This is a genomic window from Propionispira raffinosivorans DSM 20765, assembly GCF_000381065.1.
GTDB lineage: Bacteria > Bacillota > Negativicutes > Selenomonadales > Selenomonadaceae > Propionispira > Propionispira raffinosivorans.
Map to the genome: position 1 here is coordinate 76,047 of NZ_KB905844.1, position 22,621 is coordinate 98,667.

Below are 22,621 nucleotides of genomic sequence, written 5' to 3' on the forward strand. Positions count from 1 at the left end.
TAAAGACAGGTGAGATGAATGAGCAAACCAATTGTGGCGATTGTTGGTCGTCCGAATGTGGGTAAGTCCACACTTTTTAATCAAATTGGAAAAAAACGTGTATCGATTGTTGAAGATTTTCCAGGTGTGACCAGAGATCGTATTTACATGGATGCAGAATGGTTGAATCATCAATTTACAATGATTGATACGGGCGGTATTGAAATTGAAACAACGGATGATATGCTGACTTCGATGCGTTATCAAGCTAAGATTGCGATTGAGGAAGCAGATGTGATCGTGTTCGTAGTTGACGGCAGGTCTGGGATAACGAATGCGGATGAAGCCGTAGCTCATATTTTGCGTACCACTAAAAAACCAATTGTTTTGGCAGTAAATAAGGTAGACAGCCCAAATCGTGAAATGGATGTTTATGAGTTTTATAAATTAGGACTCGGTGAGCCGATTCCAATTTCTGCATCAAATTCCTTAAATCTTGGGGATTTATTGGATGGGATTGTAGAAGCTTTTCCAGATCATGCCGAAGAAGCACGAGAAACCGATGAAATCAGCATTGCAGTAATTGGTCGGCCGAATGTTGGTAAATCATCTTTAGTGAATTTGATAATTGGTCAGCAGCGTTCTATTGTCAGTGATGTTGCGGGGACAACACGTGATGCTATTGATACACATTTTGTAAGAGATGATACAAAATTTATCTTGATTGATACAGCTGGCATGCGCCGTAAAAGTAAAATTGATTTGCCGGTAGAACGATATAGCGTTATGCGTGCTTTGCGCGCAGTGGATCGTTCGGATGTTGTGCTAATGGTTATTGATGCTGTCGATGGTGTTACGGAGCAGGATAAGAAAATTGCCGGGTATGCACATGAAGCGGGAAAAGGTGTCGTTCTTGTCGTAAATAAATGGGATCTAATTGAAAAAGATGATAAGACTTCACTTCGTTTTACGGAAACTGTACGCGATGAACTTGGCTTTTTGCAATATGCACCGGTACTGTATACATCAGCTTTAACGAAACAACGTGTTCATAGAATTACAGAACTAGTAAAATACGTGGCAGAACAACAAGCGATGCGTATTCAAACGAGTGTACTAAATACACTCTTAATGGATGCTATATCGATTAATCCACCACCAGCTCATAAAGGAAAACGTCTGAAGATCCTCTTTATGACACAGGTTGATATTAAACCACCAACCTTTATTGTATTTGTCAATGATCCGGAACTCATGCATTTTTCGTATCTGCGATTCTTGGAAAATAAATTGCGTGATAGTTTTGGCTTTGAAGGGACGCCTCTAAAGCTAGTCGTTAGAGGTCGTAAAGAAGAAGATGAATAAATAACAAAGTGAATGGGGAGGCGATAAAATGGGACTTTTTTTCGCTGGCATTTTAAGTTATTGTCTTGGATCGATTCCAAGTGGTTTACTTTTTGGAAAATATATTTGGGGTGTCGATCTTCGTGAACATGGTAGTAAAAATATCGGTGCAACCAATGCTTGGCGTATTTTGGGTAAAGGACCGGGACTCTTAGTATTTACCGCTGATTTACTAAAAGGTGTTCTCGGTGTGGCTTTAGGACTTTATTTTGTTGGGACGCCGCTGGCTATGATTTTGGGTGGAATCGCAGCTATTGTAGGTCATGGCTGGTCGATCTTTTTAGGCTTTAAAGGCGGTAAAGGTGTGGCTACCGGTCTTGGTGTTGTTACAATGCTGATGCCGCATGTGACGCTTGTTATTCTAGGGGTATGGATTGTCATTGTATTTTTCAGTAAATATGTATCGTTGGGATCAGTGATTGCAGCAGCCTTGGTTCCAATTGTTGCGTATATATTTGATGAGCCATTGGAATTTTTGTATTTTGGCATTGTTGCGGCAATTTTTGTGATTTGCCGACATAAAATGAATATTGAGCGTTTAATAAATGGTACTGAATCGAAGATTCGATCTGGACATATAAATAAGTAAAACCGACTAGTTCGGATAAAAATGCTCGCGCATGATTCATTTTGTGATAAGCGGGCATTTTTTATTGATTATCTATTGTAAATTGTAAATAAAAGATGGTATAATGTCTACTGAGTATAGAATATCATCCATTGGAAGAGTACGGAGGCTGAATATGAATAAAGAAAAATCTGGCTTTTTTTTGGTGAGAGAAGAAATTTTACCAGAAGCAATAAAAAAAACAATCCGCGTTAAGGAAATGTTGAAACGTGGTGAAGCGAGAACAATTAATGAGGCTGTTGAAAAAATGGAACTCAGTCGTAGTGCATATTATAAATATAAAGATTATGTATTTCCATTTTATGAAGCGAGTCAGAATAAAATTGTAACATTGACATTTTTGCTGGAACATAAGCAAGGTGTTTTATCAAGTGTATTAAATACGATTTCCGCTGATTCAGGAAGTGTATTGACAATTAATCAGGGAATACCACTGCAGGGGGTTGCGAATGCCACGGTATCCATTGAAACGGCAAACTTGGTGGTGGATTTGGAAGCACTTCTTGATAAATTGAGAATGGTTGAGGGTGTAAAACGCTTGGAAGTATTAGGACAAGCGTAAGGAAACCAACCGGCGGAAAGGACTGGATAGTGAATGAAGGATAAGATAAAAATAGGCTTATTAGGTTTGGGTACAGTAGGTGTTGGGGTATGTAAAGTTCTGACGGAAAATGCTCATGAAATTTCACAGAAAGTCGGACGGGCAGTAGAAGTTAAAACGGTTTTAGTACGTGATGTCAATAAGAAACGCAATATCGTTGGTAATTTTGTGATTACCGATAAAATTGAGACCATATTAGACGATCCTGAAATTGACATTGTGATTGAACTTATGGGTGGTACCGAGCCATCCCGTACGTATATGCTGCGTGCATTGCAGTCGGGTAAAAATGTTGTTACCGCAAATAAAGATGTTGTTGCTGAGCATGGAAAAGAGATGTTTGAAGCGGCTGAGTCAGCAGATGTTGATTTCATGTTTGAAGCAAGTGTCGGCGGCGGTATTCCAATTATTACACCACTGAAACAATGTTTAACTGCCAACAAAATAACTGAAGTAATTGGTATTGTCAATGGGACAACGAATTACATGTTGACTAAAATGACCAAAGAGGGCATGGATTATAATACTGTATTAGCGGAAGCTCAAGCGAAGGGCTATGCTGAATCCGACCCTACAGCTGATGTGGGGGGGCTGGATGCAGCTCGCAAAGCCGCGATTTTATCATCGATCGCTTTTAATACGAGAGTTACTCTCGATAAAGTCTATGTAGAAGGCATTACAAAAATTACACCGCAAGATGTTGAATATGCTACCGAATTAGGCTATGTCATAAAATTATTGGCAATCGCAAAAGATTCGCCGGAAAATGGTGTGGATGTACGTGTACATCCGGCTTTTGTGCCAAAAGCACATCCATTGGCAGCGGTTAATGATGTTTTTAATGCAATTTTTGTCAAGGGTAATGCAATTGGCGAAGCAATGTTTTATGGTCGAGGGGCAGGCGCATTGCCGACAGCATCTGCTGTTGTGGCTGATGTGGTTGATGTTTCTCGTGATATCGTAAACCAGACTTTTGGTCGTATTCGTTGTACTTGTTTTGAAGATAAAAAGTTTTGTCCTGTAGAAAATACAGTGTCTTCTTATTATGTACGCTTACTGGTTGAAGATCAGCCAGGTGTTTTAGGCTCTATTGCCTGTGCATTTGGGGATCAAGGTGTTAGTTTGAATTCGGTAATTCAAACAAGACGTGTGGCAAATCAAGCGGAAATCGTTGTGATTACGCATTGTGTAACGGAGGCAAATCTGCGGAAGGCAACGCACGTATTAAATGAATTGCCGGTTGTTACCGAGATTCGTAATGTGATTCGTGTAGAGAAATCGCAGGAGGTCAATTGAATACATGGTGGAAGATAAGACGGTAAAAGTAAAAGTACCGGGAACTACGGCTAATTGTGGTCCGGGTTTTGACTCATTGGGAATAGCTTGCAATCTTTATAATGAATTAGAGCTTACTTTACGCAAAAAAGGTAAACTGGTGATTGAAATCATGGGCGAAGGTGCGCAAAACATTCCTTGTGATGGGCGTAATGTTGTTTGGAAATCGATTCAATATTTGCTTCATCGAGCAAATGTTGAATATCAAGGTGCTTATATAAAAATGCTAAATCGTGTGCCGCTTTCTCGCGGTCTTGGCAGTAGTGCTGCGGCTATTGTCGCTGGTCTTACTGCCGCGAATTATGCAATTGGAAATCGTTTTACGTCTCAGGAAATTTTTGCGATGGCTACGGATCTTGAAGGACATCCAGACAATGTTGCTCCGGCAATTTTTGGCGGAATGACATTGAGTATTCTTCGTAAAGATGGTGAGCCGGAATGTTTGTCTTTTTTTCCTAAAATTGATTTACAGCTTATTGTTACAGTTCCTGAGTTTTCTTTATCAACAAAAGCAGCCCGCAAAGTATTGCCAGCTGTTGTTCCACTCAAAGATGCTGTTTTTAACGTCGGGCGGACAGCACTTTTAGTTGGTGCACTTTGTGAAGGTAAAACGGAGTTTTTGGAGCATGCTTTTGAAGACCGTCTTCATCAACCATATCGCGAGAAGTTGATTCCGGGTATGTATGATGTATTTGCTGCGGCGGTGCAAAATGGAGCTTTGGGAGCAGCGATGAGTGGGGCGGGTCCTTGCTTAATCGCTTTTACTGAGAAAAATGGTGACGCAATTGGCACAGCTATGGTTGCTGCTTTTAAAGAACATAACGTCAAAGCAAAATATTTACTTTTGACGATTGATAAAAAAGGAGCATGCCTGCTATAAGGCGAAACTAAGAAAGCAACAGGCATTTTTGCCTGTTGCTTTCTTAGTTTGAGTTGGGCTTTTGAGGTGTTTAATATGAATGAAAAAGGTTTTATGGATCGAATCCAAGAAAATAACGGAAAGGTTTATATTGTGGGTGGCTGGGTTAGAGATCAATTGAGGCAGATAAAAGAAAAAGATAAAGACTATGTAATCACTGGAATCACGGAAATGAAGTTCAAAACAGCATTTCCGACCGCTTTGAAGGTTGGAAAATCATTTCCGGTATATTTGCTCGAAATTGATGGGAAGATTTGTGAAATTGCTTTTGCCCGTAAAGAAAGAAAAACAGGCAGTGGTTATAAGGGTTTTGCTGTTTTTTATGATGCTTCGGTTACAATTGAAGAAGATTTGTATAGACGGGATACGACGATGAATAGTATTGCTCTTGCACTGCCGAATGGAGAGCTAATTGATCCATATCGTGGACAGGCAGATATTAAAAATAAAAAGATTCGGGCGATATCGGAGCATTTTTTAGAAGATCCAGTTCGAGCGCTGCGGGCAGCACGGCAGGCGGCACAAACTGGATTCTCAATTGAATCGGAAACGGTTCTTATGATGAAAGCTTGCCGGACCGAATTGATTTGCGAACCGCAGGCGAGAATCTTGAAGGAATTGACGCTGGCTTTGGGATCAAGCCAGCCATCCTGTTTTTTTCGTTATCTTGCTGAGGCGGAGATTTTGGCTGTAACCTTTCCTGAAATTTTTGCCTTGATTGGTAAAACCCAGCCTGCTGCGTTTCACCCTGAGGGGGATGCTTTTGAACACAGTATGTTTATATTAGATCAAGTTGCAAAAAAAACGGAACGCCTCGAAGTTCGTTTTTCAGCATTGGTTCATGATATCGGCAAAGGTGCTACAAAACCCGATCTTTTGCCACATCATTATGGGCATGAGATCGTTGGCAGAGAAATTCTGGCAGATTGGAACAGGCGGATGCAGTTGCCTAAGATTTGGCTGCAGTGTGCAACTGTGATTATTTCGGAACATATGCGGGCACCACATCTAAAAAAAATCGGTAAAATCATCGATTTGCTTTTACTGCTCGATAAAAATCCCTTGCGAGTCGAGGGCTTTAATTTGATTATTGAGGCAGATCATAAAGGATTACCTGCCTACCTGCAAGAATATAAACGATATTTGCAGACAATTTACAAAGTGCGTGGTACGAATAAACCGGCAGCCTTGCAGGGCATCGATATTGGTATCTGGATACGTCAGCAACGCATTTTAGCGTGCCAAAAAATGCTTGGAGTTAAAATGAAATGGTAACACTTATTTTCTGGTTTTATCTAGCACTTTATTTACATTTATGAGGAAAATATTGTATAATGAAAAGAGACTGTAAATTGGAAGTATCTGTGTAGTATAATGTAAGATTGTGAAGGAGTGGTAAAAATGTCTGAAAATTTGATTATGCCTTACAAATCTTTAACACCAAAAATTGATCCGAGTGTTTTTGTTGCGGATCGAGCTACGATTATCGGTGATGTGACAATGGAGGAAGGCTCAAGTACTTGGTTTAATACAGTTTTGCGCGGTGATATTGAGCGTATCCATATCGGTAAATATACAAATATTCAGGATAATACAACAATTCATGTAATGGGAAATCAACCAACAATTATTGGTGACTATGTTACAATCGGGCATAATGCGGTGATTCATTGTAATAAAGTCGGGAATAATTGTCTAATTGGCATGGGTGCTATTTTGCTGGGCTATTGTGAAATTGGTGAAAATACTATTATTGCCGCGGGGACGATTATTACACAACATAAAAAAATTCCACCAAATTCAATGGTTATGGGGGCTCCAGGGAAAATTATTAGACCGTTGCGTGATGATGAAATCGCAGCCATTCATCAATCGGCTATTAATTATAATTTAGTGGCGCAAGAATATATGAAGAAATAGGAGTTTTAACATGATAGAAAATACATTGGTTTTGATTAAGCCAGATGCTTTTGATAAAAAATATACGGGCAAGATTCTTACTTGTTATGAAGAAAATGGTCTTAAGATTAAAGCATTGAAGCTATTAAAAATGACACCTGAGCTTGCGGCAAAACATTATGCAGAGCATATTGGTAAAGATTTTTATGATGAATTAGTTGGTTTTATGACCTCCGCACCGCTGGTGGCAATGGTTTTAACAGGAGAAAATGCGATTGCTAAAGTTAGAGCGTTAAATGGGGCGACGAATCCTGAAAAAGCAGCAGCAGGTACAATTCGCAAAGAATATGCGCAAAGTGTGCAGCATAATGCCGTACATGCTTCGGATGGACTTGAAAGTGCCGCGCGAGAGATTCACATTTTCTTTAATGAAACAGAAATATTTGATTGATTTCTGATTTGGAGGAATAGGTATGAGTGTTTATACGAAAACAGGCGACCAGGGAACAACTGGATTACTTACGGGTGAACGAATTGCTAAAAATTCATGCAGGGTTGAAGCTTATGGCTCAGTTGATGAAATCAACTCAGCTTTAGGTTTGGCACGTGCTTTATGCAGCAAGGCTTTCGTAAAAGAAAAAATTAAAGAATTACAAAAATTGAATATGATGCTTATGGCAGATTTGGCCAGTATTGCGCCAAAGGCCTATATTACAGAAGCGCATGTTCATGAATTAGAAAAATCAATTGATGATTTGGAGGCGAAACTTCCACCCCTTACTGCATTTATTACAGCGGGTGATAGCGCAGGCGGGGCCGCACTTGATTTTGCAAGAACCGTTACCCGGCGGGCAGAACGCAGGACTTTGGAGCTTGCTGCATCTGAGCAAATCAATAAAAATGTACTGCTGGTTTTGAATCGTTTATCTGATTTATGTTTTGTACTTATGCGAACTGAAGAGCTATAATATGTACGGGGGATTGTTTGAGAAAAACAATCCCCATTTTGCGTGAAGCTAATTTATAAAATGCAACAAATAAAAAGGAATCTGATCTGCTTTTGGAGAATATATAAGCAAAGCTATATAGGTTGTGTTAAAGGATGGGGTCTTTTAGAAGTCTGTCAGGGCTGGTAAGTATCTCTTTTTTTGACGGTAAGCATTCATAATCTTTAGTTCAATTTATATAGAAAAATCTGGGTGATTGGGAGGGGATTTTTTTGAAAGAATATAGCAGTAAGAATTTACGCAATATTGCGATTATTGGACATGGAAAATGTGGTAAAACGACTTTGGCGGAAGCTTGTTTATTTAACGCCGGAGCTGTGAAGCGTTTGGGGAAAGTTGATGATGGTACAGCAGCTACAGATTTCGATCCAGAAGAAATCAAAAGAAAACTCAGTATCAGCAGTGCGCTGGCTTCATGTGAATGGCAAGGGTACAAACTGAATTTTATAGATACACCGGGTTATCCAGATTTTTTTGGTGATGTCGAAGGTGCCTTGCTGGCAGCGGACAATGCATTGGTGGTGTTATCGGCACCATCAGGGATTGAAGTAGAAACAGAACGTGACTGGAAGTATGCAAGTGATATCGGTTTGCCACGTGCTGTTTTTATTAATAAAATGGATCGTGAACATGCCGATTTTGAAGGCGTGGTTTCGCAGCTCCGTATGAAGTTTGGCCCTGGCGTGGTTCCAATTCAAATCCCTATTGGCCATGCAGCAGCCTTTCAAGGCGTTGTAGATTTGCTTACAATGCACACGAAGATTGTTACCGTGAAAGATGATGTAGTTGAAGGCGGTATTCCAGAATATCTAGCGGCTGAGGTGGAACAGGCTCGCCAAAAATTAATTGAAGTGGTTGCTGAGTATAATAATGAATTATTAACAAAATACATAGAGGGGGAAGAAATTACCGAAGTGGAATTGGCCGCGGCACTCATTGAGGGAATTCATTCAGCTAAGATTTTTCCGGTACTTTGTGGTTCTGGTTATCGCAATGTTGGTGTAATGAAAATGATGAATGCTATGGTTGAATATATGCCTGTCCCTTATTTTAAAACTTCACTCGGTACAGATCCTGACAACGGCGATTTGCTTGAACGTAAAACAGAAGGTGCTTTTTCCGGTCAGGTTTTTAAAACATTGGTTGATCCATTTGTCGGTCGGCTTAGCTTTATAAAGGTTCTATCCGGTGTTTTAAAAAGTGAATCCTATGTTTACAATGTCAATATTAAAAAGAATGAACGTATTGGTAATATTGTCACTATGCAGGGAAAACGCCAGGAACATGTTAACTGTATCAATGCTGGCGATATTTGTATGGTGGGAAAACTACAAGAAACCAATACGGGAGATACTCTTTGTGATAAAATTTCACCAATTTTGTATGAAAAAATAGTGTATCCAAAATCAATGCTGACGATGGCAATCAGTCCTAAAAACAAAGGCGATGAAGAAAAAATCGGTAGTGCTTTGGCTAAGATGAAAGATGAAGATCCGACACTTTGTTTGGGGAAAAATTCCGAAACAAAGGACTTTTTAATCAATGGGATTGGTGAAGTGCAGCTTGAAATCGTCATTGAAAAAATGAAGCGTAAATATGGAGTGGAAGCTTGTCTGCATCAACCCATTGTTCCATATCGTGAAACGATTAAGAAAAAGGTTAAGGTGGAAGGCAAACACAAAAAACAAAGTGGCGGGCATGGACAATTTGGTCATGTTTGGCTGGAAATTGAACCCTTGGAACTAGGTGCAGGCAATGAATTTATCGAAAGTATTTTTGGTGGAGCAGTGCCAAGACAATATATACCAGCTGTGGAAAAAGGTACTTTTGAAACATTACAGGCTGGAGTACTTGCAGGGTATCCTGTCGTTGATGTCAAAGTCAATTTAGTGGATGGTTCCTACCATAATGTCGATTCATCGGAAATGGCGTTTAAGGTTGCAACAGCACAGGCAATAAAAAAAGGTGTTATGGATGCAGTACCGGTGCTTTTAGAGCCAATTTATCAGGTGTTTATTGAGGCACCTGAATATTATACGGGAGATGTAATCGGTAGTCTTAATACAAAAAGAGCTCATATTTCATCTACAGATGTTCGGGATGATGGCAGTGGACGAATTTGTGCTGAAGTTCCATTAGCAGAATTAAATAAATATGCTACCCATTTACGTTCCCTGACACAAGGCCGTGGTACGTTTGATATGAAATTTTCACATTATCAAGAGCTTCCTGTTAAACTTGCAGAATTGATTATTTTAGACTATCAGCATAAAAAAGCACAATAATACGAAAAAAGCAGCGATTACTAAATCGCTGCTTTTTGTATTGGATTTATAATATTGTGATTCCGATACTGGAATTACATAAAAAACATAATGGCTGGGGTAGCTGGACTCGAACCAACGAATGCGGGATTCAGAATCCCGTGCCTTACCAACTTGGCGATACCCCATTCAAAAAAGATGTGTTCTCAACAGTTCAATATTATACATAAATAAAGCATGAAAGTCAATAATCAATTTTTCCCAACGATAAAGTAGTTTCTAAATAAATTTCAAAGGTTCGTGGCCAGGGATAAGACGCCTCGATTTGTATATCATTAATTTTGAGTAATAAATCACCATCGGTGGTATGTACTGGGATAGATTGTTTATAGGCTTTACTGTATTTTAAAAGTGTTGTTCGCTTAGTGAGACCTGTTTGCAGCATATCGTTGGCCCATTTGGAATTATGGTCAAGGTCCAGATCATTCACATTTGTAAAACCGGATTTTTTGAGATTTACATTTACAAGATCAATGACTTCTTTTAAATAATAATAATCTTCTACGTAGCGATTGTTCAGAAATGTAAGGTTGTTTTTATAGAGTAGCAATGCATTCGCTGATGAAAGTGGAGTCCTCAGTTTTTCGGTAAAAAGTGAAGCTTGGGTGATTGCCGTGCCAACCGCATTGCTGGTTGTATTCCAGCCGGCATAGGCAATTAACTGGTTTAACGGGATATCGTGGTTTAGTAAAATAGGAAAAAGGGTTTCCTCTGCTAAAAAATGTTTACTTAAATCAACTAAGGCAACTTTGTAATTTTGTTTCAGGAAACCTTCAATTTTTTTCGTACTTTGTATTCGTTGACTGAGATTTTTTTCGTTGCCAATATAGACATATAAAATAAAGTCAGCTGCCACTGGATTATTCACGAGTTGTCCGTTTACCAAGGCTATCTTTTCTTTGACGGTTGTTGCTACAGAACATGGCATATATGGCATGATGGTTTTAGGCGCTGCCTCATCGCAGTATTCAACGTAAATCTTAGGCTGATAAGACTCTTGATTATTATTAATGTCGCTAAGTAGTGTAAGTGCAACTTCGTCGGCACCTCGTGTGCTGGTAACTTGACTGGAATAAATATTTTCTTGATGTAAGTACCTCTGGATTTGTCTTTTTTCCATATTCGGAATTCCAAAATCTTGGCCATCGTCTTGGGCGATGATGAGCTTAGTTAAGACACCCCGTTTAGCTAAAGCACTCAGCTTTTCATTGAGCAGTGTGTTTTTTGTGTAAAGTGATTTATATTTTTCAATAATTTCAGGTTTGATCTTTTTTTGTATTTGATTTAATTCATCAAGATCAAGGGGGTTTTCGAAAGTAGCAAGTTCATCAAGTAATCTTGAGTATTTTATGAGGGCTTTTTGATCTTTATAATTGTCAATACTAGCAGTGGGATAGATACGCGGTAAAATATTGAAGGCATATATTGGGATTTGAAGATTATCAGCGTGCAGTTTTTCTAAAAAATCCAGTGCTTCTATTTCATCGCTTTCTTTACTGCGTGCTTCACGTGAGGCAAGCAAGCCGCCATGAATCAGCTGATCAATGGAAATAATGGCGGCATCTGCCTGCTTTATATTTTCTGCCAGCCATAGGCGCAGTGCTTTTGTATCACCGGATTGCGTATAGTAATCAAGGATGTTTGGTGGTGGAACGATTACTTTAATATTCGCAATTTTGCCAGCATCAATCACAAACTGGCGGCATGGGGGACGGCTGTCAAGGGGCAGCAAAATAACAGTATGCGTATAAATTTGTTTGGTTTCAACTGGTGCAGCTGCTTGAAACCTTTGGGTCGTATAATTAAAATAAACAACTAGACTCGATATAAAAACAACGAAAAATAGCCAGCGCAGCTTCACGAAACATCATCCTTTTGCTATGAAAAAATTATTACCATCGTATTATAACATAAATGGAGTACTATTGACCTACGTGTAATAGTTCACTAACACGGGAAAGTATGGTAAAATGAAAGCAATTAATTATTAATATATAAGTGGCATTAAATATTCTATATCTCAATCGTCAGGCATAGGGTATCCCTATACCCCATTCTTGGCAGACTGATAGATTGGATGTAATTTCTTTAATGTGTTCTATATAGTTTTGGAGTAGATATATGAGAATCATAACAGGGAAAGCAAAGGGCTGCAAACTTAAAACACCAAAAGGAATGAGCACAAGACCAACAGCTGATCGCATTAAAGAATCTTTGTTTAATATTTTAAACGCGGATATAGCGGGCACGCATGTACTGGATATTTTTGCTGGAACTGGAAACTTGGGCTTAGAGGCGCTCAGTCGTGGTGCTATCGATGCAGTATTTATTGATCAAAGTGTCGATAGTGTAAATATCATTAAACAAAATGCTGAACATACAAAATTAACGGACGCAACAGAAATTATCAAATGCGATGTGTTCACAGCAATGAAAAAATTACAACGGTTGGGTAAAAAATTTGATGTTGTTTTTTGTGACCCACCATATAATAAAAATTTATGCCAAAAAGCATTATTACTTTTTGACGAAATGGATCTATTGACAAGTGAAGCCCTTGTAATTATGGAACATGCCGCGGAGGATTCTTTGGAACTGAATTTACAGAATATCGTACTTTTTCGGAATCAGCGCTATGGGACGACGACGCAGATAAGTATTTTTATCAGAAAAACAGATTCTTTAACAGATTGTTAATTGAAATGGAGGCGAGAGTATGAAAATTGCTGTATGTCCGGGGAGTTTTGACCCAGTGACGAATGGGCATATCGACATTATAGAACGAGCTAGTACGATGTTTGATGAACTCATTGTCGGTGTATTTCATAATGTAAATAAAAAACCTTTATTTACGATGCAAGAGCGAGTAGCTTTGCTGGCGGAGGCGACGAAACATCTTAAAAACGTACGAGTTACTTCTTTTCACGGATTGTTGAACGAATACGTAAAACAACAGGGTTCGCGTATTATTGTAAGAGGTCTTCGGGCGATGAGTGATTTTGAATACGAATTTCAAAGAGCTCTTTTACTAAAACACCTGGATCCGGAAATCGAGACTGTTTTCATGATGACCAGTAATGAATATTCATTTTTGAGTTCATCAGGAATTCGTGAGTTAGCGAATTTTCAAGGTGAGATTAAAGGACTTGTGCCAAAATGTGTAGAAATAGCAATTAAACAAAAAGTTCAAAATAAAAGTTGAATAGAAATTTTATAAATTTAACGAAAAGATGAAGGTAGGCTGGATATATGGCTGTAAATGAAATTTTAGATGAAATTGAAAATTTAGTAGTGGATGCTAGACGCGTTGTTTTCACCAATAAATGCATTATTGAGGAAGATGATTTGATCCGTCTTGTTGATGATTTGAGAAATGCACTGCCAAATGAAATTCAAAATGCGGGTCAAGTTATGCAAGAACGCCAGCAAATACTTGATGAAGCAAAAAGAGAAGCAAATAAAATTGTTGAGCAGGCAAAAAATTATGGCGAAAAATTAGTAGCCGAACACGAGATCGTAAAGCAGGCTCAAAATCAGGCGAGTGAAATTATGGAAAAAACGATTCAAAATTCAAATGAACTTAAAGAGGATTCTGTAAAATATGCAAATCAGGTTTTTGATCATTTATTATCAGGGATGAATAGCACACTCGACGTTGTTCAACAAGCCAAAACAGATTTAAATCAAGGCAGTAAATAATATAGACGTATTATTTAGCGTTTAATATACATAGGTGAGGTCAGAAAGTCTAACCCGCCTATCTGGGCTGGGGAAAAGCAAAGTGCATATAGATCGGTTGCATACGTATCGATGGCAAGCATGCTCTCAAGCAACGAAAGTTGAGAATGAGAGCGTTTTGTGCTGTCTAAAAAATCAGTTGTTTTCGTGATGATTGGGATGCGGGCAGTTCTTTTGAGTTCATGCAAGATTTCACGCCCTTTCATATTGAAGGCCAAAACTCTGGCATAGAGCGGTCCACTTTGGTCAAAGGCGGCAATAGATTGCTTGGTGGTACCCAGCAAACAATGCAGAACAAGTCTGTGCAGCCGACTCATGGGATAGCGTTTGCTTTTTGTTAAAGCTAAAAGCTCCGTTAAATCCCTGCTTTGCAAAGCGGCTTTGGCGATTTTGTATTCAAGACCTTCGGAAATCCCCGTGATATTTTTTAATTCGGGTTGTTTTATTTTGCGAAGTAAAGCAAGTATACTGGTACTGAGTAAATCCATTGATGGCAGGGCTGCACTATTTTGGCAGAATGTCTCAATTGTTTGATAAGCTTGCAGCGGGACGGACTGCTTTATTAAAGAAAAATTTGGGGAAGAGCTATATAGTTCTTTGCGAATCGCACCAGCGCTGGCAAGATTACCTGAAATTATTCCACTGTGGTAAGGAGCAGCAGCACGCTCGATTGGTAGTATTTTTTGCTTTGTTTTGAAAATTTTTATTGCATTTAAATATTCAACTGCTAAAATAGTATTTGGCTGTGATAAAATAGCTGCTGGAATGGAATGCATTTTACTTATTGCAGTACTCAATGCCGCCGCATAGGATTGACCGGATTTTAAATTGGTGTGTAATTCTTCCGTGATGGCTGGATCAAGTGAGGCTGCCGAAACTTTTTCCAGAAGTGAAAGGTCTGCATGTTCACTGCCAAAAGATATGTAACGGATGTTGAGGCTGTTTAAGAGCCGTATGCCGCCTCTGGCAAAGTCTTGTGCACTGCGTACGGTAAAGACACAAGGAAGCTCTATTACAAGATCTACACCTGAATTGACAGCCATAGCAGCGCGAGTCCATTTGCTAAAAAGTGCTGGCTCACCACGCTGCGTGAAGTTGCCGCTCATGATGCAGATTGTATAATCGAGTTTGGATTTTTTTTTTGCTTCCGTTATTTGATGGAGATGCCCGTTGTGAAACGGATTATATTCAGCAATAATACCAATGGATTCCATAAGAGACCACCTTTCGTTTACTATATTTTACCATGATAAATAAATTTTTGTATAGTTTGGCTGAGAAAAATCAAAAAGTAAGACAAGGAGAAACCCTTGACAAATGATATTCTGGCCGCTATAATAGATTGAGGTTGATGCTAAATGATGAGAGTAAGTATTGTACAGTTGGAATCAGACATTGGAAGTGCATATCCATTTACATTTACGACTTCTGCTAATGAAATTGACTTAGTTCACGAAACCTATTCTATTGAAGGAAAAATAGAAGTAAAAGGTTCTATTGTGAATACGGGAAAAGTTTATCGTGTGGAAGGCGTTATTTATTGTAAAAAATCTTTTCAATGTGACCGCTGTCTCGAACATTTTGTACACGATCAGAAGCATTCTTTTGATGAAAGTTATAAAAAAGAAGCAGAAGATCAAAATGAAAATGTAAATTATTTTAACGGTGACGCGCTCGACATTACGGACTTAGTTCGTGATGTGATCTTGCTTTCACAGCCGTTGAATAATATATGTAGTCCTGATTGTCGCGGGTTATGCATGAAGTGCGGTGCTAATCTAAACGAAACAGAATGTGGTTGCGATCGCCATATTGTGGATCCTAGGCTTGCAGCATTACAAGAAGCTTTAAATAAGGAATAGCTTGGAATTGATCACAACGGTGATCCTTTTAAGGAGGTGTAATAAATGGCAGTACCTAAGCGTAAAATGTCGAAAGCTCGTCGTGACAAACGCCGTGCAAACTGGAAGTTAACAGCCCCTGGTTTTATTGCATGTCCGCAATGTCATGAACCAAAAATGCCACATCATGTATGTCTGGATTGTGGTTATTATGATGGTAAACAAGTTATTGCAGCAGCAGCTGAATAAAAGTCTTCAGAATGAGCAAGATATAAGTTACTTATATCTTGCTCATTCTTTTTACTTGCCTTTTAGCTCAAAAGTCGTTATAATATTTAATTGTAACTGGTTATAGTATCTAGTACTAAAAATAGGTGATAATCATATGGTGCGTATAAAAAAAAGAATCAGACAACAGTTGTTGTTGGATCAGGTAAAAGAAAAGCCGTTTCTTACGGATGAAGAACTGGCGAAAATTTTGCAGGTTAGCATCCAGACGATTCGGCTTGATCGATTAGAGCTTGGAATGCCTGAGTTGCGTGAACGTGTCAAAAAAATGGCAGAAAACGCACAAAATAAGGTTAAATCTATTGGCCGAGGCGAAGTAGTTGGAGAACTCATTGATCTTGAGCTTGGGAAATCGGGTATATCACTCATGAAAATTACAGAAGAAATGGTGTTTGAAAAAACGCAGGTTGCACGTGGACATTATGTGTTTTCACAAGCGAATTCTTTAGCACTTGCGATTATTGATGCACCTCTGGCTGTGACTGGTGTAGCGAATGTAAAATATAAAATTCCAGTTCATGTTGGTGAGAAGTTAGTTGCCAAGGCAGAAATTATGCGTAAACGAGGGAATAAATACTTTGTTTGGGTTAAAACAAAAAATGAAACACAGGAAGTATTTAGAGCTAAATTTATAATGGTTTCATTGGAGAGTTAATGGAGGGACCTAGTGTATGAAAATTGCAGTTGATGCTATGGGTGGGGATTTTGCTCCTGAACAAATCGTGCTAGGTGCGATTGCAGCTGCGAAACAATATGATTGTGAAGTCGTTTTAGTTGGCGATGAAAATAAAGTAAAAGCGGAGCTAAATAAAAGTCCTCATTGGCAGGATTTGAAAATATCGATTTATCATGCAAGTGACGAAATTGGTATGGCCGAACATCCCGGTGCAGCCGTAAGACGAAAAAAAGATGCATCAATCGTTGTTGCTACCCGTCTTGTAAAAGACGGGACTTGCGATGCGGTGCTTTCAGCAGGCAGTACGGGTGCCGCAGTGGCTTCAGCTTTGTTTGGCCTTGGTCGGATAAAGGGGATTGATCGTCCGACAATAGCAACGCCGATGCCAACTGTAAATGGTGTTACTCTTTTATTGGATTCAGGGGCAAATATCGACAGTAAACCACAACATTTGGTACAAAGTGCTTTAATGGGATCAATTTATGCAAAATATGTTTTTGGTATAAAAAGTCCCAGAGTTGGACTTTTAAATATTGGTGAAGAATCAACAAAAGGTAATGAACAGGCACTTGCTACGTATCCACTTTTGCAAGAGATGAAAACAATTAATTTTCAAGGGAATGCCGAAGGTCGGGATATTCCTCGCGGTACATTCGATGTAGTGGTTTGTGATGGGTTTGTTGGGAATGTTGTGCTGAAATTTGCTGAAGGTTTAGCAAAAACTATTATGAAGCTGATTAAAGAGACAATCAAAGGCGGCGGCTGGTTAGCAAAAGCCGGGGCAGTTTTGCTTGTGCCAACATTTAAAAAATTAGCGAAGAAAATGGATTATGCTGAGTACGGCGGCGCTCCTTTGTTAGGTGTTAATGGATGCTATATCATTTGCCATGGCAGTTCTAATGCAAAAGCAATTCGTAGTGCCATTGGGGTTGCAAATGAATATGTGAAGAATAATGTTTTGGAACACATCAGTGATAGTATAGCAAAGGAGGAGATATTGAATAATGATAGTGACGGAAAATAGTGTTGGTATTATCGGCGTCGGGTATTATGTACCGGAAAAGATTTTAACCAATTTTGATTTAGAAAAAATGGTTGATACAAACGATGAATGGATTGTCGATCGGACAGGAATTCGTGAACGTCGAATTGCGGAAGATGATGTTCCTACATCGCAGCTTGCCATTAAAGCTGCTCAAAATGCAATTGACAATGCAGGCATTAAAGCGGAAGAACTTGATTTGATTATTGTAGCTACGCTCACATCAGACCGGACGATTCCATCTACAGCTTGTATTTTACAGGATAAATTAGGGGCAACGCATGCAGCTGCATTTGATTTATCGGCAGCGTGTTCGGGCTTTGTTTATGCAATGAGTGTCGGAACTCAGTTTATTAAAACGGGTGTTTATAAAAAAGTTTTGGTTGTTGCAGCTGAAACTTTATCGAAATATATTAACTGGAAAGACCGCAATACCTGTGTCTTATTTGGTGATGGTGCTGGTGCGGCTGTTTTAGGTCAAGTAGACGATGGTTATGGGATACTGGGCATTGATCTTGGCTCGGATGGGGCTGGGGCAGAATGTCTTGATATACCAGCTAGTGGGAGTCTCCATCCAGCATCTTTGGAAACGATTGCTAGTAATATGCATTATATTCATATGAACGGCAGTGAAGTTTTTAAGTTTGCCATAAAAGTAATGGGCAGTACCGTTTTAAAATCTTTAGAACGGTCTGGTCTCACAAAAGATCAAATTGATTGTCTTATTCCCCATCAGGCAAATATTCGTATTATCCAATCGGCAGCTAAAAGATTGCATTTGCCGATGGAAAAAGTAGTTGTTAATGTGGCACAGTATGGTAATACTTCCGCAGCATCGATTCCGATTGCTTTAGCGGAAGCCGTGCAGGCAAAACGCTTTAAAAAAGGTGATGTAATAGCCATTGCCGGATTTGGTGCAGGGCTTACATGGGCATCGTGCATTATGAAATGGGCTAAGGAGGACTAGCATGTTTGGTAAGAATGTTATTTGCAAATTGTTAAATATTCAGTATCCTATATTTCAAGGTGGTATGGCATGGATTGGTACGGCTGAACTGGCTTCTGCGGTATCGAATGCTGGTGGTTTAGGGATTATTGGTGCTGGACATATGCCTCCAGATATTTTGCGAGCGGAAATTCAAAAAGTTAAAAGTTGGACGAATAAACCGTTTGGTGTTAATATCATGTTAATGTCACCTTTTGTTAAAGAAGTAATGCAGGTTGTTGTGGATGAGAAAGTGCCGGTTGTTACAACTGGTGCAGGAAATCCTAGCGAATATATTCCGGCTTTAAAAGCAATCGGTAGTAAAATCATTCCGGTTGTAGCTTCAGTAGCCTTGGCAAAACGCCTTGCCCGCACTGGTGTCGATGCGGTTATTGCTGAAGGAACAGAAAGCGGCGGTCATATTGGTGAAATCACAACGATGGCACTTGTGCCGCAAATTGTTGATGCCGTCGATATTCCTGTAATTGCAGCAGGTGGAATTGGTGATTCACGAGGCCTTGCGGCAGCGTTTGCCCTTGGTGCGCAAGGGGTTCAGATTGGTTCTCGTTTTGTGCTTTCGAAAGAATGCATTGCACATGACAATTATAAAAATTCTGTACTGAAAGCTAAAGATCGTGCGACTGTCGTCACGGGCAGATCAACAGGCCATCCGGTTCGTGTTATCGGTAATAAACTGACGCGTGAATATTTAGAACTGGAAAAAACAGGCGTATCTGTTGACGAATTAGAGAAACTTGGTGCTGGCAAACTTCATCTTGCAACGCATAAGGGTGATGTGGAGAATGGATCGGTTATGATCGGTCAAATTTCTGGACTGCTTCATGAATTGAAGTCTGTGGATGAAATCATTCATGATCTTGTAGATGGTTTATCTAGTGTTATGAATACAATAGAAGAAAATTGTAAATAAAATACATAGAGGAGCATTGTAATGAGTAAAATTGCATTTGTATTTCCAGGTCAAGGTTCGCAGACTGTTGGCATGGGAAAAGAATTCTATGAAAAATATGATGTAGCAAAAAAAATATTTAAAGCAGCGGATGAATCCTTGGGGTTTTCCATTATGGATATGTGTTTTAATGGTCCTGAAGAATCTCTCCGCTTGACAGCAAATACACAACCAGCTATTCTTACGATAAGTGTAATTTGTCATGAAATATTAAAAGAGCATGGGATTGCACCTGAAATAGTTGGGGGACATAGTCTTGGTGAGTATTCGGCTCTTGTGGCAGCGGGGGTTTTGAAATTTGAAGATGCTGTATGCCTTGTCAATAAACGTGGTGCTTTCATGCAGGAAGCTGTTCCAGTTGGACAGGGGGGCATGGCTGCTGTTATTGGGCTTGACAGGAATGTTATAATTGAAATTTGTGAAAAGATTTCAAAAGATAATCTTGTACAGGCTGTTAATTTTAATTGTCCAGGACAGGTTGTAATTGCCGGCACGACAAAAGGCGTGGAACAAGCATCAGAACTCTTAAAAGAAGCTGGTGCGAAGAAATGTGTGATTTTACCAGTGAGTGCCCCATTTCATAGTGCACTCATGAAACCAGCAGCTGATAAACTGGCAGTTGAACTCGATAAAGTAACGATTGCTGATGCATTGATACCAGTGGTAACAAATGTTACTGGGACAATCTTAACAAAGGCAGATGAAATAAAAGCAAGTCTTATTGCCCAAGCTGCAAGCCCAGTGAAATGGGAAGACTGTGTTGCTGAAATGAAAAATTTTGGTGCGGATATCTATGTAGAAGTGGGACCAGGTAAAGTTTTGAATGGTTTTAACAAACGTATTGATAAAACACTGAAAAGTTTAAATGTGGAAAATCTTGAATCTTTACAAAAAACGCTTGATTATTTCAAGGAGGTTCGCTAAAATGCTTTTAGACGGTAAGGTTGCTCTTGTTACTGGTGCATCGCGTGGAATTGGCCGTGCCATTGCAATTACATTAGCGAAAGCCGGTGCAGCTGTTGTAGTGAACTACGCAGGTAATGTAGCGGCTGCCAAAGAAGTAGAACAGATTATAGTGAGTGCCGGCGGTAAAGTGATGCTGGTGCAAGCGGACATTGCAGATAGTGAATCTGTCGATGCCATGATTCAACAAACAATGGCTGAATTTGGTCGGATCGACATTCTTATAAATAATGCTGGAATTACGCGTGATGGACTTTTGATGCGTATGAAAGAAAGTGACTGGAATGCAGTCATTCAAACAAATTTAACAGGTGTTTTTTATTGTACGAAGGCTGTTTCAAAAATCATGATGAAGCAACGAATTGGTCGTGTTATTAATATGACATCCGTGGTAGGTTTGACTGGTAATGCAGGTCAGGCAAATTATGCAGCAGCAAAGGCTGGTGTAATTGGGTTTTCTAAATCTATGGCGAAAGAATTGGCTTCAAGAGGTATCACAGTAAACTTGGTAGCGCCTGGTTTTATTCAAACCGATATGACAGCGGTTCTTTCTGATAAGATTAAAGAAGATATGGTGGAAAATATTCCACTCGCAAGAATGGGAACTCCTGAGGATGTAGCACAGGCCGTCTTATTCTTAGCATCTGACAATGCTTCTTACATCACTGGCCAAACTATCAATGTAGATGGCGGTATGGTAATGTAATTATAATTTTTCCTAGTGGGAGGAGGTGAACGACTTGTCAACTTTTGAAAAAGTTAGAGATATCGTAGTAGAACAATTAGGTGTGGAAGCAGACGATGTAGCAATCGAATCGACTTTCATCGATGATTTAGGTGCAGACTCTCTTGATATTGTTGAATTAATCATGGCATTCGAAGAAGAATTCAGTATTGAAATTCCGGACGAAGCTGCTGAAAAGATTAAAACTGTTAATGATGTTGTAACCTATATAGACCAAAGCAAATAAGTTTGAGAGTCTTACCTTTTAGAAGAAAAGTCCCGTGAATTCGTTCTCGGGACTTTCTAAAGGTAATATGCATTGAATTGATTGGAGGAGTTATTTTGAAACTTCCAGAGCTGAAAATTGGCACTAAAATTGCAAGAGTACCTATCATTCAAGGTGGTATGGCTATTCGCTTATCCACTGCTAAATTAGCTGCCTCAGTAGCTAATCAGGGCGGGATTGGACTGATTGCGGCTTCCGGTATGACAAATGACGAATTGCGTTATGAAATCAGACTGGCTAGATCTTTAACGTCCGGAATTGTTGGCATTAACGTGATGGTTGCAGCAAGAAAGTTTAGCGAGATTGTAAAAACCGCAATTGATGAAGGTATAGATTTAGTTGTTGCAGGTGCCGGATTTTCGCGCGATATGTTTGGTTTAGGTCAGGAGTCTGGTACTCCAATCGTACCTATTGTTTCTTCTGTTAAATTAGCGAAAATTTCTCAACGTCTTGGTGCAGCAGCCATTGTTGTAGAAGGAAAAGAAGCAGGCGGACATTTGGGAACCGATACATCGGTAAGAAATTTAATTCCTGATATCCGTAGGGCTGTGGATATTCCTGTAATTGCAGCAGGTGGTGTAATGAATGGTCAAGATATTGTTGATCTGATAAAAATGGGGGCAAATGGTGTACAAATGGGTACACGTTTTGCAGCCAGTGAAGAGTCTAATGCAGCTCCAGCATTAAAAGAATTTTATTTAAAAGCTAGAGCTGAAGATGTAATTGTAATTCAAAGTCCAGTAGGTCTTCCGGGACGTGCAGTTCGAAATCCGTTTGTAGAAAAAATATTAGTGGGGCCAGTCCCTGTTAAAACCTGTGATGCCTGTTTGAAAAATTGCAAACAGAATTTTTGCATTATTCGAGCCTTGATTCGAGCCCAGCAGGGCGATGTAGAAACAGGGTTGGTATTCACAGGAGAATATATTCATCGTATAAAAGAAATTTTATCGGTTAAGGAAATATTTTCAAGATTACAGGCGGAAATTGCAATTATAGATTAAGTTGTGAGGTG

Annotated in this window: 25 protein-coding genes and 1 tRNA gene; 23 read left to right on the forward strand and 3 right to left on the reverse strand. The window is 39.3% G+C overall.

Translation table 11 applies throughout. From position 1 onward, the window contains the following. Positions 1–18: 18 nt before the first annotated feature. The 10 genes from der (at position 19) to fusA (ending at position 10,057) form a co-directional block, all read left to right on the forward strand. On the forward strand, positions 19–1,344 hold the full coding sequence (der, locus tag F606_RS0106325) for a ribosome biogenesis GTPase Der (protein WP_019553037.1): 1,326 nt from the start codon (positions 19–21) through the stop codon (positions 1,342–1,344). A gap of 28 nt (positions 1,345–1,372) precedes the next feature. Beyond that, positions 1,373–1,972, forward strand: a complete 600-nt coding sequence (gene plsY, locus F606_RS0106330; protein WP_019553038.1) for a glycerol-3-phosphate 1-O-acyltransferase PlsY — start codon at positions 1,373–1,375, stop codon at positions 1,970–1,972. A gap of 154 nt (positions 1,973–2,126) precedes the next feature. Further along, a complete protein-coding gene (locus F606_RS0106335; protein WP_019553039.1) occupies positions 2,127–2,573 on the forward strand; it encodes an ACT domain-containing protein in 447 nt (148 codons plus the stop codon). Positions 2,574–2,606: 33 nt separating this feature from the next. After that, positions 2,607–3,908, forward strand: a complete 1,302-nt coding sequence (locus F606_RS0106340) for a homoserine dehydrogenase (RefSeq protein WP_019553040.1) — start codon at positions 2,607–2,609, stop codon at positions 3,906–3,908. Between the two features lie 4 nt (positions 3,909–3,912). Then, positions 3,913–4,827 carry a homoserine kinase gene (gene thrB / locus F606_RS0106345; RefSeq protein WP_019553041.1) on the forward strand — a complete coding sequence of 305 codons (915 nt, stop codon included), beginning with the start codon at positions 3,913–3,915 and terminating at the stop codon, positions 4,825–4,827. Between the two features lie 75 nt (positions 4,828–4,902). Continuing rightward, the gene (locus F606_RS0106350; RefSeq protein WP_019553042.1) at positions 4,903–6,141 is read left to right on the forward strand and encodes a tRNA nucleotidyltransferase/poly(A) polymerase-related protein; all 1,239 of its coding nucleotides are present in this window, start codon (positions 4,903–4,905) and stop codon (positions 6,139–6,141) included. Positions 6,142–6,267: 126 nt separating this feature from the next. Beyond that, positions 6,268–6,786 carry a gamma carbonic anhydrase family protein gene (locus F606_RS0106355; protein WP_019553043.1) on the forward strand — a complete coding sequence of 173 codons (519 nt, stop codon included), beginning with the start codon at positions 6,268–6,270 and terminating at the stop codon, positions 6,784–6,786. A 13-nt stretch (positions 6,787–6,799) separates the two neighbouring features. After that, positions 6,800–7,216 (forward strand): nucleoside-diphosphate kinase, encoded by a 417-nt coding sequence (gene ndk / locus F606_RS0106360; protein ID WP_026329280.1) that lies wholly within the window; start codon positions 6,800–6,802, stop codon positions 7,214–7,216. A 22-nt stretch (positions 7,217–7,238) separates the two neighbouring features. Beyond that, positions 7,239–7,733 carry a cob(I)yrinic acid a,c-diamide adenosyltransferase gene (locus tag F606_RS0106365; RefSeq protein ID WP_019553045.1) on the forward strand — a complete coding sequence of 165 codons (495 nt, stop codon included), beginning with the start codon at positions 7,239–7,241 and terminating at the stop codon, positions 7,731–7,733. A 251-nt stretch (positions 7,734–7,984) separates the two neighbouring features. Then, positions 7,985–10,057, forward strand: a complete 2,073-nt coding sequence (gene fusA, locus F606_RS0106370) for an elongation factor G (protein ID WP_019553046.1) — start codon at positions 7,985–7,987, stop codon at positions 10,055–10,057. Positions 10,058–10,148: 91 nt separating this feature from the next. Here fusA and F606_RS0106375 read toward each other — a convergent pair. Continuing rightward, positions 10,149–10,224 (reverse strand) — tRNA-Gln (locus F606_RS0106375). 56 nt (positions 10,225–10,280) lie between these two features. After that, positions 10,281–11,957: a DUF4127 family protein gene (locus tag F606_RS0106380; RefSeq protein ID WP_019553047.1), complete on the reverse strand. Its 1,677-nt coding sequence runs from the start codon at positions 11,955–11,957 to the stop codon at positions 10,281–10,283. A 260-nt stretch (positions 11,958–12,217) separates the two neighbouring features. Between F606_RS0106380 and rsmD the strand changes: the two genes are divergently transcribed. Genes rsmD through F606_RS0106395 form a run of 3 tightly spaced genes read left to right on the forward strand, consistent with a single transcriptional unit; the run spans position 12,218 to position 13,795 of the window. Beyond that, positions 12,218–12,793, forward strand: coding sequence for a 16S rRNA (guanine(966)-N(2))-methyltransferase RsmD (gene rsmD / locus F606_RS0106385; protein ID WP_019553048.1), 576 nt, complete (start codon positions 12,218–12,220; stop codon positions 12,791–12,793). A gap of 19 nt (positions 12,794–12,812) precedes the next feature. Beyond that, the gene (gene coaD, locus F606_RS0106390) at positions 12,813–13,298 is read left to right on the forward strand and encodes a pantetheine-phosphate adenylyltransferase (protein WP_019553049.1); all 486 of its coding nucleotides are present in this window, start codon (positions 12,813–12,815) and stop codon (positions 13,296–13,298) included. Positions 13,299–13,345: 47 nt separating this feature from the next. Beyond that, positions 13,346–13,795 (forward strand): ATP synthase subunit B family protein, encoded by a 450-nt coding sequence (locus tag F606_RS0106395; RefSeq protein ID WP_019553050.1) that lies wholly within the window; start codon positions 13,346–13,348, stop codon positions 13,793–13,795. Positions 13,796–13,809: 14 nt separating this feature from the next. Here F606_RS0106395 and F606_RS0106400 read toward each other — a convergent pair whose 3' ends face one another. Further along, a complete protein-coding gene (locus F606_RS0106400; RefSeq protein ID WP_019553051.1) occupies positions 13,810–15,048 on the reverse strand; it encodes a nucleotidyltransferase in 1,239 nt (412 codons plus the stop codon). Between the two features lie 144 nt (positions 15,049–15,192). Between F606_RS0106400 and F606_RS0106405 the strand changes: the two genes are divergently transcribed. The 10 genes from F606_RS0106405 to F606_RS0106450 all read left to right on the forward strand — a co-directional run bounded on the left by F606_RS0106405 (position 15,193) and on the right by F606_RS0106450 (position 22,610). After that, complete coding sequence (locus F606_RS0106405; RefSeq protein WP_019553052.1) at positions 15,193–15,696, forward strand: YceD family protein; 504 nt, start codon at positions 15,193–15,195, stop codon at positions 15,694–15,696. A gap of 45 nt (positions 15,697–15,741) precedes the next feature. After that, a complete protein-coding gene (gene rpmF / locus F606_RS0106410) occupies positions 15,742–15,924 on the forward strand; it encodes a 50S ribosomal protein L32 (RefSeq protein WP_019553053.1) in 183 nt (60 codons plus the stop codon). 136 nt (positions 15,925–16,060) lie between these two features. Beyond that, the gene (fapR, locus tag F606_RS0106415; protein ID WP_019553054.1) at positions 16,061–16,618 is read left to right on the forward strand and encodes a transcription factor FapR; all 558 of its coding nucleotides are present in this window, start codon (positions 16,061–16,063) and stop codon (positions 16,616–16,618) included. A 16-nt stretch (positions 16,619–16,634) separates the two neighbouring features. Next, positions 16,635–17,663 (forward strand): phosphate acyltransferase PlsX, encoded by a 1,029-nt coding sequence (gene plsX / locus F606_RS0106420; RefSeq protein WP_019553055.1) that lies wholly within the window; start codon positions 16,635–16,637, stop codon positions 17,661–17,663. Continuing rightward, on the forward strand, positions 17,644–18,648 hold the full coding sequence (locus tag F606_RS0106425; RefSeq protein ID WP_019553056.1) for a beta-ketoacyl-ACP synthase III: 1,005 nt from the start codon (positions 17,644–17,646) through the stop codon (positions 18,646–18,648). The genes plsX and F606_RS0106425 overlap by 20 nt, the downstream gene beginning before the upstream one ends. A 1-nt stretch (position 18,649) precedes the next feature. Further along, a complete protein-coding gene (gene fabK, locus F606_RS0106430; RefSeq protein WP_019553057.1) occupies positions 18,650–19,597 on the forward strand; it encodes an enoyl-[acyl-carrier-protein] reductase FabK in 948 nt (315 codons plus the stop codon). A 21-nt stretch (positions 19,598–19,618) separates the two neighbouring features. Next, on the forward strand, positions 19,619–20,560 hold the full coding sequence (gene fabD, locus F606_RS0106435; RefSeq protein WP_019553058.1) for an ACP S-malonyltransferase: 942 nt from the start codon (positions 19,619–19,621) through the stop codon (positions 20,558–20,560). Between the two features lies 1 nt (position 20,561). Then, positions 20,562–21,305 carry a 3-oxoacyl-[acyl-carrier-protein] reductase gene (gene fabG / locus F606_RS0106440; RefSeq protein ID WP_019553059.1) on the forward strand — a complete coding sequence of 248 codons (744 nt, stop codon included), beginning with the start codon at positions 20,562–20,564 and terminating at the stop codon, positions 21,303–21,305. A 34-nt stretch (positions 21,306–21,339) separates the two neighbouring features. Continuing rightward, a complete protein-coding gene (locus F606_RS0106445) occupies positions 21,340–21,570 on the forward strand; it encodes an acyl carrier protein (protein ID WP_019553060.1) in 231 nt (76 codons plus the stop codon). A gap of 95 nt (positions 21,571–21,665) precedes the next feature. After that, positions 21,666–22,610: an NAD(P)H-dependent flavin oxidoreductase gene (locus F606_RS0106450; RefSeq protein ID WP_019553061.1), complete on the forward strand. Its 945-nt coding sequence runs from the start codon at positions 21,666–21,668 to the stop codon at positions 22,608–22,610. The last annotated feature ends 11 nt before the right edge of the window (positions 22,611–22,621 follow it).

Bases quoted from the DNA above. Each gene is read 5' to 3' on its own strand.
- F606_RS0106405 (WP_019553052.1), top strand. From the start codon at position 15,193: ATGATGAGAGTAAGTATTGTACAGTTGGAATCAGACATTGGAAGTGCA.
- F606_RS0106400 (WP_019553051.1), bottom strand. From the start codon at position 15,048: ATGGAATCCATTGGTATTATTGCTGAATATAATCCGTTTCACAACGGG.
- F606_RS0106340 (WP_019553040.1), top strand. From the start codon at position 2,607: ATGAAGGATAAGATAAAAATAGGCTTATTAGGTTTGGGTACAGTAGGT.
- plsY (WP_019553038.1), top strand. From the start codon at position 1,373: ATGGGACTTTTTTTCGCTGGCATTTTAAGTTATTGTCTTGGATCGATT.
- F606_RS0106425 (WP_019553056.1), top strand. From the start codon at position 17,644: ATGATAGTGACGGAAAATAGTGTTGGTATTATCGGCGTCGGGTATTAT.
- fabD (WP_019553058.1), top strand. From the start codon at position 19,619: ATGAGTAAAATTGCATTTGTATTTCCAGGTCAAGGTTCGCAGACTGTT.
- rpmF (WP_019553053.1), top strand. From the start codon at position 15,742: ATGGCAGTACCTAAGCGTAAAATGTCGAAAGCTCGTCGTGACAAACGC.
- coaD (WP_019553049.1), top strand. From the start codon at position 12,813: ATGAAAATTGCTGTATGTCCGGGGAGTTTTGACCCAGTGACGAATGGG.
- fabG (WP_019553059.1), top strand. From the start codon at position 20,562: ATGCTTTTAGACGGTAAGGTTGCTCTTGTTACTGGTGCATCGCGTGGA.
- plsX (WP_019553055.1), top strand. From the start codon at position 16,635: ATGAAAATTGCAGTTGATGCTATGGGTGGGGATTTTGCTCCTGAACAA.
- F606_RS0106355 (WP_019553043.1), top strand. From the start codon at position 6,268: ATGTCTGAAAATTTGATTATGCCTTACAAATCTTTAACACCAAAAATT.
- fapR (WP_019553054.1), top strand. From the start codon at position 16,061: ATGGTGCGTATAAAAAAAAGAATCAGACAACAGTTGTTGTTGGATCAG.
- F606_RS0106350 (WP_019553042.1), top strand. From the start codon at position 4,903: ATGAATGAAAAAGGTTTTATGGATCGAATCCAAGAAAATAACGGAAAG.
- F606_RS0106335 (WP_019553039.1), top strand. From the start codon at position 2,127: ATGAATAAAGAAAAATCTGGCTTTTTTTTGGTGAGAGAAGAAATTTTA.
- F606_RS0106395 (WP_019553050.1), top strand. From the start codon at position 13,346: ATGGCTGTAAATGAAATTTTAGATGAAATTGAAAATTTAGTAGTGGAT.
- rsmD (WP_019553048.1), top strand. From the start codon at position 12,218: ATGAGAATCATAACAGGGAAAGCAAAGGGCTGCAAACTTAAAACACCA.
- fabK (WP_019553057.1), top strand. From the start codon at position 18,650: ATGTTTGGTAAGAATGTTATTTGCAAATTGTTAAATATTCAGTATCCT.
- der (WP_019553037.1), top strand. From the start codon at position 19: ATGAGCAAACCAATTGTGGCGATTGTTGGTCGTCCGAATGTGGGTAAG.
- F606_RS0106365 (WP_019553045.1), top strand. From the start codon at position 7,239: ATGAGTGTTTATACGAAAACAGGCGACCAGGGAACAACTGGATTACTT.
- thrB (WP_019553041.1), top strand. From the start codon at position 3,913: ATGGTGGAAGATAAGACGGTAAAAGTAAAAGTACCGGGAACTACGGCT.